The organism is Hydrogenophaga sp., from assembly GCF_051860785.1.
GTDB lineage: Bacteria > Pseudomonadota > Gammaproteobacteria > Burkholderiales > Burkholderiaceae_C > Hydrogenophaga.
Window position 1 is genome coordinate 26,379 of record NZ_JBIMLB010000023.1, and the last position, 14,366, is coordinate 40,744.

Annotated in this window: 16 protein-coding genes; 13 read left to right on the plus strand and 3 right to left on the minus strand. The window is 65.7% G+C overall.

Features of this window, described 5'->3' with window-relative positions:
* Positions 1–6: 6 nt before the first annotated feature.
* Positions 7–1,128 carry a 4-hydroxyphenylpyruvate dioxygenase gene (gene hppD, locus ACTIF6_RS22735; RefSeq protein WP_439590023.1) on the minus strand — a complete coding sequence of 374 codons (1,122 nt, stop codon included), beginning with the start codon at positions 1,126–1,128 and terminating at the stop codon, positions 7–9.
* Positions 1,129–1,257: 129 nt separating this feature from the next.
* On the opposite strand from hppD, the gene ACTIF6_RS22740 reads away from it, so the two are divergent.
* The 9 genes from ACTIF6_RS22740 (at position 1,258) to ACTIF6_RS22780 (ending at position 10,737) form a co-directional block, all read left to right on the plus strand.
* Complete coding sequence (locus ACTIF6_RS22740) at positions 1,258–1,731, plus strand: Lrp/AsnC family transcriptional regulator (protein ID WP_439590024.1); 474 nt, start codon at positions 1,258–1,260, stop codon at positions 1,729–1,731.
* Between the two features lie 88 nt (positions 1,732–1,819).
* Complete coding sequence (locus tag ACTIF6_RS22745) at positions 1,820–2,470, plus strand: GNAT family N-acetyltransferase (RefSeq protein WP_439590025.1); 651 nt, start codon at positions 1,820–1,822, stop codon at positions 2,468–2,470.
* Positions 2,471–2,564: 94 nt separating this feature from the next.
* Positions 2,565–3,431 carry an HlyC/CorC family transporter gene (locus ACTIF6_RS22750; protein WP_439590026.1) on the plus strand — a complete coding sequence of 289 codons (867 nt, stop codon included), beginning with the start codon at positions 2,565–2,567 and terminating at the stop codon, positions 3,429–3,431.
* 19 nt (positions 3,432–3,450) lie between these two features.
* The gene (lnt, locus tag ACTIF6_RS22755) at positions 3,451–5,337 is read left to right on the plus strand and encodes an apolipoprotein N-acyltransferase (RefSeq protein ID WP_439590027.1); all 1,887 of its coding nucleotides are present in this window, start codon (positions 3,451–3,453) and stop codon (positions 5,335–5,337) included.
* A 102-nt stretch (positions 5,338–5,439) separates the two neighbouring features.
* Complete coding sequence (glyQ, locus tag ACTIF6_RS22760) at positions 5,440–6,345, plus strand: glycine--tRNA ligase subunit alpha (RefSeq protein ID WP_439590028.1); 906 nt, start codon at positions 5,440–5,442, stop codon at positions 6,343–6,345.
* 21 nt (positions 6,346–6,366) lie between these two features.
* Positions 6,367–8,493, plus strand: a complete 2,127-nt coding sequence (gene glyS, locus ACTIF6_RS22765; RefSeq protein WP_439590029.1) for a glycine--tRNA ligase subunit beta — start codon at positions 6,367–6,369, stop codon at positions 8,491–8,493.
* A gap of 4 nt (positions 8,494–8,497) precedes the next feature.
* Positions 8,498–9,085, plus strand: coding sequence for a D-glycero-beta-D-manno-heptose 1,7-bisphosphate 7-phosphatase (gene gmhB / locus ACTIF6_RS22770; RefSeq protein WP_439590030.1), 588 nt, complete (start codon positions 8,498–8,500; stop codon positions 9,083–9,085).
* Between the two features lie 12 nt (positions 9,086–9,097).
* Positions 9,098–9,847 (plus strand): lysophospholipid acyltransferase family protein, encoded by a 750-nt coding sequence (locus ACTIF6_RS22775; RefSeq protein ID WP_439590031.1) that lies wholly within the window; start codon positions 9,098–9,100, stop codon positions 9,845–9,847.
* Between the two features lie 8 nt (positions 9,848–9,855).
* The gene (locus tag ACTIF6_RS22780; RefSeq protein WP_439590032.1) at positions 9,856–10,737 is read left to right on the plus strand and encodes a M48 family metallopeptidase; all 882 of its coding nucleotides are present in this window, start codon (positions 9,856–9,858) and stop codon (positions 10,735–10,737) included.
* Here the strand turns inward: ACTIF6_RS22780 and ACTIF6_RS22785 are convergent, their stop codons facing one another.
* Positions 10,738–11,805, minus strand: coding sequence for an MBL fold metallo-hydrolase (locus tag ACTIF6_RS22785; protein ID WP_439590033.1), 1,068 nt, complete (start codon positions 11,803–11,805; stop codon positions 10,738–10,740). It abuts the gene before it with no gap.
* A 128-nt stretch (positions 11,806–11,933) separates the two neighbouring features.
* On the opposite strand from ACTIF6_RS22785, the gene ACTIF6_RS22790 reads away from it, so the two are divergent.
* A complete protein-coding gene (locus ACTIF6_RS22790) occupies positions 11,934–12,335 on the plus strand; it encodes a MerR family transcriptional regulator (protein WP_439518088.1) in 402 nt (133 codons plus the stop codon).
* Between the two features lie 42 nt (positions 12,336–12,377).
* Positions 12,378–12,746, plus strand: coding sequence for a DUF1304 domain-containing protein (locus ACTIF6_RS22795; protein WP_439590034.1), 369 nt, complete (start codon positions 12,378–12,380; stop codon positions 12,744–12,746).
* Here the strand turns inward: ACTIF6_RS22795 and ACTIF6_RS22800 are convergent.
* Positions 12,743–13,171 (minus strand): VOC family protein, encoded by a 429-nt coding sequence (locus ACTIF6_RS22800; protein WP_439590035.1) that lies wholly within the window; start codon positions 13,169–13,171, stop codon positions 12,743–12,745. The genes ACTIF6_RS22795 and ACTIF6_RS22800 overlap by 4 nt on opposite strands.
* A gap of 85 nt (positions 13,172–13,256) precedes the next feature.
* Between ACTIF6_RS22800 and ACTIF6_RS22805 the strand changes: the two genes are divergently transcribed.
* Both ACTIF6_RS22805 and ACTIF6_RS22810 read left to right on the plus strand, forming a co-directional pair.
* On the plus strand, positions 13,257–13,829 hold the full coding sequence (locus ACTIF6_RS22805; protein WP_439590036.1) for a TetR/AcrR family transcriptional regulator: 573 nt from the start codon (positions 13,257–13,259) through the stop codon (positions 13,827–13,829).
* Between the two features lie 151 nt (positions 13,830–13,980).
* On the plus strand, positions 13,981–14,364 hold the full coding sequence (locus ACTIF6_RS22810) for a PaaI family thioesterase (RefSeq protein WP_439590069.1): 384 nt from the start codon (positions 13,981–13,983) through the stop codon (positions 14,362–14,364).
* The last annotated feature ends 2 nt before the right edge of the window (positions 14,365–14,366 follow it).

Here is a 14,366-nt window from a genome sequence, read left to right on the forward strand (position 1 = left end):
GCGCCTTCAGGCCTTCAACACACCGCGGCGCACCTGGTCCAGCTCCATGGTCTCGAAGAGCGCCTTGAAATTGCCCTCGCCAAAACCCTGGTTGCCTTTGCGCTGGATGAACTCGAAGAAGATCGGACCCAACTGGTTCTCGCTGAAAATCTGCAGCAGCAGTTCGCCGGGCATGCCGTCCACCAGGATGTTGCGCTGCTTCAGGCCTTCGACATCCTCGCCGTGGTTCGGGATGCGCTTGGGCAGCAGCTCGTAGTAGGTCTCGCTGGTGTTGAGCAGTTTCACGCCGCTGAGCTCGAGCGCGTCCACGGTGTCGTACAGGTTGGTCGAGCCCATGGCGATGTGCTGGATGCCCTCGCCGTGGTAGCGGTCCAGGTACTCCTGGATCTGGCCGGCTTTCTCGTTGCCTTCCTCGTTGATGGGAATGCGGATCTTGCCGCAGGGGCTGGTCATGGCCTTGCTCTTCACACCGGTGGCCTGGCCCTCGATGTCGAAATAGCGCACCTCGCGGAAGTTGAACAGCCGCTCGTAGAACCCGGCCCACTCTTCCATGCGGCCGCGGTGCACGTTGTGCGTGAGGTGGTCGATGTAGGTGAGGCCGTGGCCCGCCGGGTTGAGCTCGGCGCCCGGCAAGGGCTCGAAGTCCACGTCGTAGAAGCCGATGTTGCCGATGTCGCCCGTCTTCGCGCCGTTCTTGCCGCGCCAGCGGTCGATGAAATAGATGATGGAGTCGCCGATGCCCTTGATGGCGGGGATGTTCAGTTCGCCTGGGCCAGCGGATTGCGCGTAACCCCAGGCGCCGAGCGAAATGGCACGCTCGTAGGCCGCCTTGGCGTCCTTCACCCGGAAGGCAATGGCGCACACGCTGGGCCCGTGCAGGCGCGCGAAACGCTGCGCGAAGCTGTCGGGTTCGGCGTTGATGATGAAGTTGATCTCGCCCTGGCGGTACAGCGTCACGGCCTTGTGGCGGTGCTTTGCAATGGGCTTGAAGCCCATGCGCTCGAACAGCGCGCCCATGGCCACGGGATCGGGTGCGGCGTATTCGATGAATTCGAAACCGTCGGTGCCCATCGGGTTGTCCCAAGGGGTCGCGGCGGTCGTCGCGGATGTGGGCAGTGCGCTGTTCATGAAGTGTCTCCGGGTGCGTGTGGGGAAATGGCAGGCAAGGCGCCACTGTATCGGCGCAGCCTGTCACGATTCCGGCGTTTTGGGGCGCTCCACTTGTCTGGATTGCAGGAAACCTGCAAAATTCGTGCTATGGAAGCACTTGACAAGCTCGATCGCCAGATTCTTCGCAGCCTGCAGGCCGATGGCCGAGCCACCTACGACCAGATCGCCGAGGCCGTGGGGCTCTCACCCAGCGCGGTATTGCGCCGCGTGCGGCGGCTGGAAGAAGCGCACGTGATCGACCGTTACGTGGCGCTGGTGCGCCCTGAGGCCGTGGGCCTGGGCCTGACTGCCCATGTGAATGTGCGGCTGGAGAAACACGCCGGCAGTGGCAAGCGCAGCCCGATGGACCAGTTCCGTGCCAGTGTGCTGAGCTGGCCGGAGGTGGTTGAATGTGCCGCGCTCACGGGGGAGATGGACTTCCAGTTGCGCCTGGTGGTGGCCGACATGGCGGCCTATTCGCGCTTCATGATGGACACCCTCCTCAAACACCCCAGCGTGCAGGACTGCAAGACCAGTTTCGTGATGGACCGCGTGAAAAGCACCACGGCCTTGCCGGTTTGATGCGCGAGTCGGGTCCCGCCCGTCGGGTTCCCCCTGCTTTAGGGACGCGAGTCCTTGTGAATATAGGGAAAACCCGTACATTGACCGCATGGTGACTTCCGACAAAACCTCCACGCCCGTCGTGCCCATCCGATCCATCGGACCGGGGCAGGTCGAGCGCATCGAGGCGCACCTGCTCGCGCTGGAGCCGCACGACCGCTACCTGCGCTTTGGCTACGCAGCCAACGACGAGCAGATCAGCCGCTATGTGGCGCAGCTGAATTTCGATCGCGATGAGTTGTTCGGCATCTTCAACCGCAAGCTCGAGCTCATCGCCATGGCCCACCTGGCTTTTTCACTGGATCCCGAGTACACCAGTTGTGCCGAGTTTGGCGTGTCGGTGGCCAAGAGCGCGCGCGGCCGGGGTTATGGCAGCCGGCTGTTCGAGCGCGCCGTCATGCACGCGCGCAACGAAGGCGTGAGCATGCTGTTCATCCACGCGCTGTCAGAGAACACGGCGATGCTCAAGATCGCACGCCATGCCGGCGCGGTGATCGAGCGCGACGGCTCCGAGTCCGAAGCGCACCTGCGTCTCCCCCCGGCCGACTTCGATTCGCGGGTGACCGAAATGGTCAACCAGCAGGTGGCCATCACCGACTACCACTTCAAGGCTCAGGCCAAGCAGTTCTGGGGCCTGCTCTCGGTGCTGCAGGACATCCGGCGCGGCGTGCGCGACGCCCGCGAACGCGTTCGCGGCTGAGGCGCCGCTCGGCTGCGACGGACGGCGGCGCTTTGCGCCGCGCCACCTGCTTGGGGTATCCTTTCGAACCGTTACAACCCCCGAACTACCTTCAGTGGCCGAATCCCCTCCCAGTAGTGGGCCGCAGCGCAGCCTGCGGCATGCCGACAAACGTGGTTTCCTTCAAAAGCTCGCGGAGTTCATCAACCCCGGGCCGGACTCCAAGGACGAACTGATCGAGACCCTCGCCGAGGCCGAGGACAACGACATCATCAACGCCGAATCGCGCGTCATGCTCGAAGGCGTGATCCGCATCGCCGACATGACCGCTGGCGACGTGATGGTGGCCACACCGCGCATGGACGTGCTCGACATCGACGCCCCTTATGACGAGCTGCTGCACCTCGTCATCGACACCGCGCACTCGCGCTTTCCGGTGTTTGAGGGGGAGCGTGAAAACATCATCGGCATCCTGCTGGCCAAGGACCTCCTCAAGCTGCAGCGCGCGCCCGAACTCAATATCCGCGCCCTGCTGCGCCCAGCCACCTTTGTGCCCGAGACCAAGGGCCTCAACGACCTGCTGCGCGAATTCCGCGGCAACCGCAACCACCTCGCCATCGTGATCGACGAATTCGGCCGCGTGGCCGGTCTCATCACCATTGAAGACGTGCTGGAGGAAATCGTTGGCGAGATCGAGGACGAATTCGACGTGGCCGAAGACGAGGGCGACATCTTCGCCCTGGCCGACAGCACCTGGCGCGTGAGCGGCGACACGCCGATCGAGCGCATCAACGAGTCCTTCGGCCTGAAGCTGCCCGAGGAAGACTTCGACACCATCGGCGGCATGATCGCGCACGCCATGGGGCACGTGCCCAAACGCGGAGAGATGCACGAACTCGAAGGCCTGCGCTTCGTCGTGCTGCACACCAAGGGCGGTGCGGTGAAGTGGTTCAAGGTCATGCCCGTGCCGGGCGAGGCTTGAGCCACAGGCCTCCAGACCCATGAGAAGCCTGTTCGGATCGCTGCACACCCCGTCGAGTTTCAACCCGATGAGCCGGCGTCCGCCTGGGCGCAGCGCGCGTGGCAGCGGCTTCTTCTGGTGGCTGGTCTGCCTTGTCGGTGGCGCCCTGCAGGCGGCGTCCATTGCCTGGCCGCTGAAAGACTGGGCCTTGCCCGGTGCCGTGCCTGGCCAGCCCAACGGTTTCTGGCAGATCGTGTCACTGGCGCTGCTCGTGCTGGCGCTGCAGTTCGCCACCCGGGTGGGGCAGGCCGTGTGGCGTGGCTGGGTGTTTTCCACTGTGTGGCTGGCCGGTACGTTCTGGTGGCTGTTCGTCTCCATGCACACCTATGGCGGGCTGCCCGCGTGGCTGGCGGTGCTGGCGGTGCTGGCGCTCGCGGGTTTCCTCTCGATCTATTACGCGGTGGGTGTGGGATTCCTGTGCGCCTGGGCGCCGGTTTCGCGCACGGCGCAGGCGCTCATGTTCGCCTCCCTCTGGACGCTGGCCGAACTCGCACGGGGCCACTGGTTCACGGGTTTCCCATGGGGCGCTGGCGGCTACGCGCAGATCGACCTGATGGCCGCGTGGGCGCCGCTGGTGGGCGTGTACGGCATGGGGTTCATCGCGGCGCTGCTGGCCTACACGCTGGCATCGGTGATCTCGGGGCTGTGGCGGCGCCTGAGCGTGTGGATGCTCTCGCCCGTGAGCCGGCCCACCGGCCGATCCGCCGCGGGCTCTCGCGTGGCGGCGCCGGGTGCCCGGGTCCAGGCGCGCATCGTGCCGGGTCTGTCGGATGGTGGCTGGGGCCTGGTGCGCAGCCTGCTGCTGTTCCTGTCGGTGGGCCTGTTGCTGGTCAGCCTGGTCGGCGGTGGCAGCGCCTGGCGCGACCTGGGGCAGCGCGACACCGCCAGCACGGGCGAGATGCGCGTGTGGCTCCTGCAGGGCAACATTGCCCAGGATCAGAAGTTCGTTCCGGGCACCGGCATTGCGCAAGCCCTGGCCTGGTATCCGCGGCAGATCGCGGAAGCGATCGCCGCCACGCGCGCCGCACCCGCCAGCGGGCCACAACTGGTGGTCGCGCCCGAGACCGCGGTGCCGCTGCTGCCCGACCAGCTCGGCGCGTCGTTCTGGCAGCCCCTGCTGGAAGACCTGGCGCAGCAACCGGGCAGCACCAACGCCCTGGGGGCGCTGGTGGGCCTGCCGCTGGGCAGCATGGAAGCCGGCTACACCAATTCGGTCTGGGGCCTCAGCGCCGATTCGGCCCGGCGGGCGGCGGGCAGCCGGTTGGACGCGAGCGACACCGGCATCTACACCTACGACAAGCACCACCTGGTGCCTTTCGGTGAGTTCATCCCACCGCTTTTCCGGTGGTTCACCGACCTCATGAACATCCCCCTCGGCGATTTCAACCGTGGCGCCTTGCCCCAACCGTCCTGGGCGCTCGGTGGCCAGCGCATCGCCCCCAACATCTGCTACGAGGACCTGTTCGGTGAAGAGCTCGCGGCCTCGTTCCGCGATCCCCTGCTGGCGCCCACCCTGCTCGTGAACCTGAGCAACATCGCCTGGTTCGGCGACACCATCGCTATCGACCAGCACCTGCAGATCTCGCGGCTGCGTGCGATCGAGCTCGGGCGGCCCATGCTGCGCGCCACCAACACCGGTGCCACCGCCGTCATCGACCACCGCGGTCGCGTCACGCACGCGCTGGAGCGCCTCACGCAGGGCCGGCTCGAAGCCACGGTGGAAGGGCGCAGCGGCCTCACCCCCTATGCCGTGTGGACCGCGCGCTGGGGTCTGTCGCCGCTGTGGATCGGCTGTCTCACGCTGGCGCTGCTGATCGCCTCGATGCGCGGCCTGGGCCGACGCGGTGGCCGCACGCGCCGCCGCTGAGCGCGCCCCGTAAAATCGCACGATCGGGCGGCGCGATCCGGCTGGTCGCCCGCCTCCCCCAACTCGACACTCCCCTGCCGGGCAGCGCCCCGGTCTCCTTGCATGTTGACCTTCCAGCAAATCATCCTGACCCTGCAGTCCTATTGGGACCGCCAGGGCTGCGCGCTGCTGCAGCCATACGACATGGAGGTGGGCGCGGGCACCAGCCACACGGCCACCTTCCTGCGCGCGCTCGGGCCCGAGCCCTGGAAAGCGGCCTATGTGCAACCCAGCCGCCGCCCCAAGGACGGCCGCTACGGCGAGAATCCCAACCGCCTGCAGCACTACTACCAGTACCAGGTGGTGCTCAAGCCCGCGCCGTCCAACATCCTCGAGCTCTACCTCGGCAGCCTGGAGGCCCTGGGCTTCGACCTGAAGAAGAACGACATCCGCTTCGTGGAAGACGACTGGGAAAATCCCACGCTGGGCGCCTGGGGCCTGGGCTGGGAGGTGTGGCTCAACGGCATGGAGGTCACGCAGTTCACTTACTTCCAGCAGGTCGGCGGCATCGATTGCAGGCCCATCACGGGTGAGATCACCTACGGCCTGGAGCGCCTGGCGATGTACTTGCAGGGCGTGGACAACGTCTACGACCTGAAGTGGACCGACAGCATGAGCTATGGCGACGTGTACCTGCAGAACGAGAAGGAGCAGTCAGCCTACAACTTCGAGCACAGCGACGCCGAGTTCCTCTTCACCGCATTCGGCGCACACGAGAAGCAGGCGAAACACCTGATGGAGCAGCAACTGGCGCTGCCGGCCTATGAGCAGGTGCTGAAGTGCGCGCACAGCTTCAACCTGCTGGATGCGCGCGGTGCGATCAGCGTGACCGAACGCGCCGCTTACATCGGCCGCATCCGCAATCTGGCGCGCGCTGTGGCGCAGAGCTACTACGAGAGTCGTGAGCGCCTGGGTTTCCCCATGGCGCCGCGCGAGTGGGTGGCACAGATCGAGAAGAAAGCCGCCTGAAGGCCGCGTGAAAGACCAAGAATGACCGCACAGAACCTGCTCGTCGAGCTGTTCGTTGAAGAACTGCCTCCCAAGGCATTGAAGAAGCTCGGCGATGCGTTTGCCACCGTGCTGGGCGACCAGCTCAAGGCCCAAGGCCTGGCCCCGGCGGACGCCGCCGTGACGGCATTTGCTTCGCCGCGCCGGCTGGCCGTGCACGTGAGTGGTGTGCTCGCGCAAGCTGCCGACAAGGCCGTGTCGCAAAAACTCATGCCCGTGAGCGTGGGGCTGGACGCCAGCGGGCAACCCACGCCTGCGCTGCTCAAGCGACTGGCTGCGCTGGGTGCTGACGCCGCTGCCGTCGCCGGGCTCAAGCGCGCGCCGGACGGCAAGGCCGAGGCCCTGTTCTTCGACAGCGTGCAGGCGGGTGTTGACTTGGCCACGGGTTTGCAGAAAGCGCTCGAGGAGGCCATTGCGAAGTTGCCGATTCCCAAGGTCATGAGTTACCAACTGGAGACGGATTGCGAGTTGCCCGGCTGGAGCAGCGTGAACTTCGTGCGCCCCGCGCACGGCCTGGTGGCCTTGCATGGCGGCTCGGTGGTGCCGGTGAAGGCGCTGGGCCTCAGGGCGGGTCACACCACGCACGGCCACCGCTTTGAGGCGGCGGTCTCGCCTGTGGTGCTGAAAGACGCCGACAGCTACGCAGCCACGCTTGCGAAGGACGGCGCCGTGATCGCCTCGTTCACCGAACGCAAGGCCGAGATCGTACGCCAGCTCGCGGCTGCCGCCGCCAGCGTCGGCGGCGGTTGCCGGCCGATCGAGGACGACGCGCTGCTCGACGAAGTGACTGCGCTGGTCGAGCGCCCCAATGTGCTGGTGTGTGCGTTCGAGAAACAGTTCCTCGACGTGCCGCAGGAATGCCTCATCCTCACCATGAAGGCCAACCAGAAGTACTTTCCGCTGCTCGATGCGCAGAGTCGCCTGACGCACCAGTTCCTCGTGGTCAGCAACATCACGCCCGACGATGCGAGCGCCGTGATCGGTGGCAACGAGCGCGTGGTGCGCCCTCGCCTGGCCGACGCCAAGTTCTTCTTCGATCAGGACCGCAAGAAGACGCTGGCTTCGCGCGTCGAAGGCCTGTCCAAGGTGGTCTATCACAACAAGTTGGGCACGCAGGGAGAGCGCATGGAGCGTGTTCGTGCCATTGCACGGGCGATTGGCCAGCAACTCGGTGGCGACGTGCTCGCGAAAAGCGCCGACACCGCCGCACAGCTGGCCAAGACCGATCTTCTCACCGACATGGTGGGTGAATTTCCCGAGTTGCAAGGCATCATGGGCGGCTACTACGCGCGCCACGATGGCCTTTCCGAAGACATCGCCTTTGCCATTGAAGACCACTACAAACCCCGCTTTGCGGGCGACGAGTTGCCACGCAATGCCACGGGTGTGGTAGTGGCACTGGCGGACAAGCTGGAGACGCTGGTCGGCATGTTCGGTATCGGCAACCTGCCCACCGGTGACAAGGATCCGTTTGCGTTGCGGCGGCATGCGCTGGGTGTGGTGCGCATGCTCATGGAGGGCAAGCTTTCGCTGCAGTTCCATGAGCTCACGCGTCTGGCGTTTGCCGCATTTCCCGAGGGGCTGTTGCAGGACAGGAGCGTGGAGCTGGATGAGTTCCTGATCGAGCGGCTCAAAGGTTACCTGCGCGATGCGGGCTTCTCTGTAGCCGAAGTGGACGCCGCCATCTATGCGCGGCAACTTGGCCAGTGGTCGTCCATCCCTGCAAGGCTTGCGGCGGTGCGTGCCTTTGCGGCACTGCCCGAAGCGCCCTCGCTGGCCGCCGCGAACAAGCGAATCGCCAACATCCTGAAAAAGGCCGATGGCGAAGTGGGCGCGGATGTGAACGACGTCCTGCTGGTGGAAGCCGCCGAGAAGGACCTGTTGGGCGCCATGCGGTCCACCGTGCCCAAGGCCAACGCAAAATTCGAGGCCGGTGACTACACGGCTTCGTTGCAATCGCTCGCGGCCTTGCGCGCGCCGGTGGACGCCTTCTTCGACGGTGTGATGGTCAACGCCGAAGACCCTGCGCTCAAGGCGAACCGCCTGGGCCTCCTCAAGCAACTGCACGAAGCCATGAACCGCGTGGCCGACCTCTCCCGCCTGGCCTGACGCCATGAAGCTCCTCATCCTTGACCGCGACGGCACGCTCAACCGCAGCCGCGACGACTACGTCGCCTCGCCGGACGAGTGGGAGGCGCTGCCCGGCGCGCTCGAGGCTGTGGCGCGGCTCAACCAGGGTGGCTGGCGCGTGGTGCTGGCCACCAACCAGTCCGGCATCGGTCGCGGCCTGTTCGACATGGCTTCGCTCAACGCCATCCACGCCAAGATGCACCGTCAACTCGCGGCCGTGGGCGCTCGCGTGGAAGCGGTGTTTTTCTGCCCGCACGCGCCGGAGGATGCGTGTCGCTGCCGCAAGCCTGCACCGGGCTTGTTCGAGCAGATTGGTGAGCGCTTTGGCTCGCTGCTGGCGAACGCGCCGGCCGCTGGCAACTCCGTTCGCCACATGGAAGCGGCTGCGCGCGCGGGGTGCCCCACGCACCTGCTGCTGACCGGCAAGTCCGGGCACCTGCGGGGACGGCTGGGGCTGGGCGGGGTGCAGGACATCGCCGCGCTGGCACCCAACCTGCCGCTCACCACAATGATTCACGAAGACCTCGGCGCCTTTGCCGACTGGCTGCTCGCGCAGCCGGCCCCGAACTGAACACCCCTCACCATGATCCTGGTCAACCTGCTGCGCGCCATCCTGCACACGCTTTTCATGGCCATCACGGTGGTGCCGTGGGCGCTTGCCGTGCTCGTGGCCGCGCCGTTTCTCAACAGCACGCAGATCTACTGGATGTGCGTGGGCTGGCTGAGGGTGGCGGTCAGCAGCGGCAAGCTGATGCTGGGGATCCGCAACCAGGTGACGGGTTTCGAGAACCTGCCGGTGAGCAGCACCGCACCGGCCATTCTGTTGCTCAAGCACCAGTCCACCTGGGAAACCTTCTGCATGCCCACGCTGATGCCGCACCCGCTGGCCTATGTGTTCAAGAAGGAGTTGCTCTACGTGCCGTTCTTCGGCTGGGCGATGGGCCGTATGGACATGATCCACATCGATCGCAGCAAGCGCGCGCAGGCCTTCACAAAGGTCGTGGAGCAGGGGCAGCGGCTGTTGAATCAGGGCACCTGGGTCATCATGTTTCCCGAAGGCACCCGCATACCGCGCGGGCAGAAGGGTGTTTACAAGAGCGGTGGCACGCGCCTTGCCGTGGAAACTGGCGCACCAGTGATTCCGATTGCGGTGACCTCTGCCAAGTGCTGGCCGCGCAAGGCTTTCATCAAGAAGCCCGGTGTGGTGGAGTTCTCCATCGGCAAGCCCATTCCCAGCGAGGGGCGAGAGCCCGACGAACTGATGCGCGAGGTGGAAGCCTGGATCGAAGCGGAGATGCATCGGCTCGATCCCGATGCGTACCGCACTGCCTGAGTCAGACCATGCAGCGCTTCGTGCAACTGGCGCTTGACTTCTTCGGTGGCCCCGAGCCCGCCGTGGCGCCCCCTGCGCCTTCAGCGCCCAGGAAGCCCGAACCACCCGCGTTGTCCATGACCCAGGTGTTCCAGCCGGCGGCCTGGCACCACCCGCGTGCCAACCGCATGCTGCGGCTGGGCTCCTGCGAAGTGGGCTACGAATTCAAGCGCGGCAAGCGACGAACCATCGGCCTGTCCATCAGCACCGACGGTCTGAGCGTGCGGGCGCCGCGCTGGACGCCGGTGGGCGAGGTCGAAGCCTTGCTGCACGACAAGTCGGCCTGGGTGCTGGAAAAATTGCAGAGTGCGCGCGAACGCGCGAGCGAGATCGACCAGGCCCGCATCGTCTGGGCCAACGGCGCCGAGCTCGATTACCTGGGTGCGCGCCTGCGCCTGGTGCTCGACCCCTCGCACGGCTTCACCCAGGTGGGTGCGGTGCTCGAGGACACTGGCGAGGTGGCCACCTTGCGCCTGGGGCTGGCCCACAACGCGAACGAAGGCCAGATCCGGGATGCGGCGCAGGCCTGGCTGATGCGCCAGGCCAAGTTGCTTTTCACCCAGCGGCTGGATCACTTCGCGCCGCAACTCGGTGTGCGCTACACGAAGCTGCGGCTGTCCAGCGCCGGCACACGCTGGGGCAGCGCCAGTGCCGACGGCAGCATCCGCCTGAACTGGCGGCTCATTCATCTGAAGATGGAGATGGTGGACTACGTGGTGGTGCACGAGCTCAGCCACCTGCGCCACATGGACCACAGCCCGCGTTTCTGGGACGTGGTGGCCAGCGTGCTGCCGGACCACGCCGAGCGGCGGCGGGCGCTGCGCGAGGCAGCGGTGCCCCTGGACGAGTGATCAGCGTGCGCTGAACCGCCAGACGCCCTGCGCGTCGCGTGCACGCCGCAGTTCACCCGCCATCCACAACCAGTGCAGATGCGCCACCGCTTCGCCCATGGCGAAGGTGGTCTGGTGCAGATCCAGCGCGCGCGGGAACAGCACCGGCAGCACGTCGGCGCCGCTGCAGGGCTTTTCGCTGCATGCCTGCATCACCTCGTCGAGGCGATCGCGGTGGTGGTCTTTCAGTTGCTGGATGCGCTCGTGCAGGCCGGTGAAGGGTTTGCCGTGCGAGGGCAGCACCAGCGTATCGGCCGGCAGTGGCAGGTACTTCTCCAGCGAATCGAGGAAGAGGGTGAGTGAGTCTGCCTCGGGTTCCTGGTCGTACACGCTCACGTTGGTGGAGATGCGTGGCAGCACCATGTCGCCACTGATCAGCACGCCGAGTTCCTCGCAGTGCAGTGCCATGTGTTCCGGCGCGTGGCCATAGCCACTGATGCAGCGCCAGCGGTGTCCGCCGATCGGCACTTGCAAGCCGTCGTAAAGGCGGTGGTATTCATTGGGAACCGAAGGCACGAGGCTGGGGTAGTAGCTCGCGCGGCCGCGGATCTTCGCCAGGCTTTCCGGGTTGCTCAGGCCATTGGCGGCAAAGAAGTCGGCAGCGGCTTCGCCGCCGAAGCCGGTGGTGCTCTGTGAGCCCAGGCGGGCCATGGCGTAGTCGGTGGCGCTCACCCACAAGCGGCAGTTCCAGCGCTGGCACAACCAGTCGGCCAGACCGATGTGGTCCGGGTGCATGTGCGTGACGATCACGCGCAGAACCGGCAAGCCCTGCAGTTCATTGGCAAAAATGGCTTCCCATTGCGCCTTGGCTTCATCGCGCGCGATGCAGCAGTCCACCACGGTCCAGCCTTGCTGGCCATCGATTTCGTCTCGAAGCAGCCAGAGGTTGATGTGGTCCAGTGCAAAAGGCAGTGCCATGCGGATCCAGCGCACACCGGGCGCCACTTCCAGCGATCGACCTGAGGCGGGCAGCGTGTCGCCCAGGGGGTAGTGCAGCTGGGCTTCCAACTGCTCGCGGGAGAGGCTCATGGGTGCGGGATTCCGTTAAGATCGCCAAGTGACGTTGACGTAAACGTAAAGACTCCAGGCATTCTACGGAGTGAACGCGTCTCGCACTGTCTGAAACCCGACACGGCACGCAACGGCATTTCGAACCCATGGCGACGAACCCGACCTACACCATCAGCGACCTGGCGCGCGAGTTCGACCTGACCACCCGCGCCATCCGTTTCTACGAAGACATGGGGCTGCTGCAGCCCCAGCGCGAAGGGCCCGGGGGACGCAACCGGGTCTACACCGCGCGCGACCGCACGCGCCTGAAGCTCACGCTGCGCGCCAAGCGCCTGGGCCTTTCGCTCACCGAGGCGCGCGAAATCATCGACATGTACGACAGCCCGCGCGACACCGGGCCACAGCTGCGCAAGTTTCTCGCGGTGCTGGCCGATCACCGCCGCGAGCTCGAAGAACAGATGGCCGACCTGGTGGCCAACCTCGACGAGGTGAAGACGCACGAGAAGGAAGCGCGCGCGCTGCTGGGCAAGGTGGAGAAGAAGGCGTAAGCTGCGGCGCCCGTGTCTCGCACCCACCAGGACCTGTCACTCATGTATTTGCTCGCCAGCATCGTCATCGGTCTCGTTGCACTTCTGCACGCCTACTTCCTGGTGCTGGAGATGTTCCTCTGGGACAAGCCCGCCGGCATGCGCGCCTTCGGCCAGACGCCCGCTTCCGCTGCAGCCACCAAGGTGCTGGCGGCCAACCAGGGGCTCTACAACGGTTTCCTGGCCGCTGGCCTGGTCTGGGGCCTGTGGCTTGGTCCGGAGGGCTTCGGCGTGAAGGTGTTCTTCCTGGCCTGCGTGCTGGTGGCTGGTCTTTACGGCGCGGCCACCGCCAGCCGCAAGATCCTCTATGTGCAGGCGCTGCCCGCGGCCGTGGGCCTGGTGCTGCTCTACCTGAGCCGCGGCGCGACCTAGCTGGCTGCCGCGCCGTCGGCATACTGGCGCAGGAATGCCTCGCTCGGTGGGATTGGCTGGATCACGTCGATCATCACGCCGTTGGGATCCTGCACGATGAAGTGGCGCTGGCCGAAGTCTTCGTCGCGGATCGCCAGCAGCACGGTGAGGCCTTGCGCGACGGCGCGCTCGTATTCGGCGTCCACGTCGGCCACTTCAAAGTTCAGAAGCATGCCGCTGACCTGCTGGCCCCGTGCCGGCGCCGGAATGGTGGGGTGGTTGCGGTCGAGGACCGCGAGGTTGACCGAGGGATCCTCGGCCGACTGCAGGTGGATGTACCAGTCGCTGTCGAACTGGCGCATGAACCGGAAGTGGTCTTCGTAAAAGCGCGCGGTGTCTGCCACGCGATGGGTCATGAGGACGGGGTAGTACTGCGTCGATTTCATGTCGGGGCTCCTGCTGAAAGTTACATACAATGTGCATGCAAACGAACTATAACATACAGGCTGCATGTATTAAAAGAGGGCCAACATGAACCGTCGATCGCAGGGCGAGCGCACCGAAACCACTCGGGCGGCACTGATACAGGCCGCGCGCAGCCTGTTCGAGGAGCGCGGCTACGCCGCCACCGGCACGCCCGAAATCGTGGCCGCCGCCAGCGTGACCCGCGGTGCGCTGTACCACCATTTCTCCGACAAGGCGCAGTTGTTCGAGGCGGTGGCGCAGCAGGTGGCGCAGGAGGTGGCGGACGAGATTTCCCTGCAATCGCGCTTTCACACGGAGCCTGTGGAAGCCTTGATGGCCGGGGCACAGGCCTATTTCGCCGCCATGGCCGGACGAGGGCGCGCGCGCCTGTTGCTGCTGGAGGCGCCTGCCGTGTTGAGCTCCGAACAGGTGATGGTCTTGAACGACCTGGCCGGCTTCCAGGCTTTGCAGGAAGGTCTGCGACAGGCTCTTCCGGGTGCCAAATGGCCGCTGCACGAACTGACCGTGCTGCTCGCGGCGGTGTTCGATCGCGCCGCGCTGGCCATTGCCCGGGGCGAGCCGGGGGCGCCTTATGAAAAGGCCACGCGCCTGCTGCTCTCGAAGTTGATCGCCGTCTGATCTGGTGGTGTTCAATTGACGTTTACGTAAACGTCAACGTAGAATCGCGGGCTGTCTGCACACCGAGGACGCCGTGAAACCACCCGCTTTCGAACCCCGGAACCCCGACTTCGACGCCCGCACGCGCGAGAGCTTTGCTCGCCAGGCGGCCATGCGCACGCTGGGTGCCAGCCTGGCCGAAGTGAAGCCCGGGCGGGTGGTGGTCACGCTGCCCTGGGCAGAACCGCTGACCCAGCAACACGGCTTCCTGCACGCCGGCATGGTGGCCACGGCGCTCGATTCGGCCTGCGGCTACGCTGGCTTCACCCTCATGGCGGAAGATGCGGCGGTGCTGACCATCGAGTTCAAGATCAACCTGCTGGCGCCTGCTCAAGGCGAACATTTCCGCATGATCGGCACGGTGATCAAACCCGGGCGCACCGTCACGGTGTGCGAGGGTCAGGCGTTTGCCATCGACGGTGGGCGCGAAAAGCTGGTGGCCACCATGGGTTGCACGCTCATGGCGGTCGTCGGCCGTGACAACATCCAGGGCTGAGC

Bases quoted from the DNA above. Each gene is read 5' to 3' on its own strand.
- ACTIF6_RS22800 (WP_439590035.1), bottom strand. From the start codon at position 13,171: ATGAAATCGACGCAGTACTACCCCGTCCTCATGACCCATCGCGTGGCA.
- ACTIF6_RS22805 (WP_439590036.1), top strand. From the start codon at position 13,257: ATGAACCGTCGATCGCAGGGCGAGCGCACCGAAACCACTCGGGCGGCA.
- ACTIF6_RS22785 (WP_439590033.1), bottom strand. From the start codon at position 11,805: ATGAGCCTCTCCCGCGAGCAGTTGGAAGCCCAGCTGCACTACCCCCTG.
- ACTIF6_RS22740 (WP_439590024.1), top strand. From the start codon at position 1,258: ATGGAAGCACTTGACAAGCTCGATCGCCAGATTCTTCGCAGCCTGCAG.
- gmhB (WP_439590030.1), top strand. From the start codon at position 8,498: ATGAAGCTCCTCATCCTTGACCGCGACGGCACGCTCAACCGCAGCCGC.
- ACTIF6_RS22790 (WP_439518088.1), top strand. From the start codon at position 11,934: ATGGCGACGAACCCGACCTACACCATCAGCGACCTGGCGCGCGAGTTC.
- glyS (WP_439590029.1), top strand. From the start codon at position 6,367: ATGACCGCACAGAACCTGCTCGTCGAGCTGTTCGTTGAAGAACTGCCT.
- ACTIF6_RS22775 (WP_439590031.1), top strand. From the start codon at position 9,098: ATGATCCTGGTCAACCTGCTGCGCGCCATCCTGCACACGCTTTTCATG.
- ACTIF6_RS22780 (WP_439590032.1), top strand. From the start codon at position 9,856: ATGCAGCGCTTCGTGCAACTGGCGCTTGACTTCTTCGGTGGCCCCGAG.
- ACTIF6_RS22795 (WP_439590034.1), top strand. From the start codon at position 12,378: ATGTATTTGCTCGCCAGCATCGTCATCGGTCTCGTTGCACTTCTGCAC.
- lnt (WP_439590027.1), top strand. From the start codon at position 3,451: ATGAGAAGCCTGTTCGGATCGCTGCACACCCCGTCGAGTTTCAACCCG.
- ACTIF6_RS22810 (WP_439590069.1), top strand. From the start codon at position 13,981: ATGCGCACGCTGGGTGCCAGCCTGGCCGAAGTGAAGCCCGGGCGGGTG.
- hppD (WP_439590023.1), bottom strand. From the start codon at position 1,128: ATGAACAGCGCACTGCCCACATCCGCGACGACCGCCGCGACCCCTTGG.
- glyQ (WP_439590028.1), top strand. From the start codon at position 5,440: ATGTTGACCTTCCAGCAAATCATCCTGACCCTGCAGTCCTATTGGGAC.
- ACTIF6_RS22745 (WP_439590025.1), top strand. From the start codon at position 1,820: ATGGTGACTTCCGACAAAACCTCCACGCCCGTCGTGCCCATCCGATCC.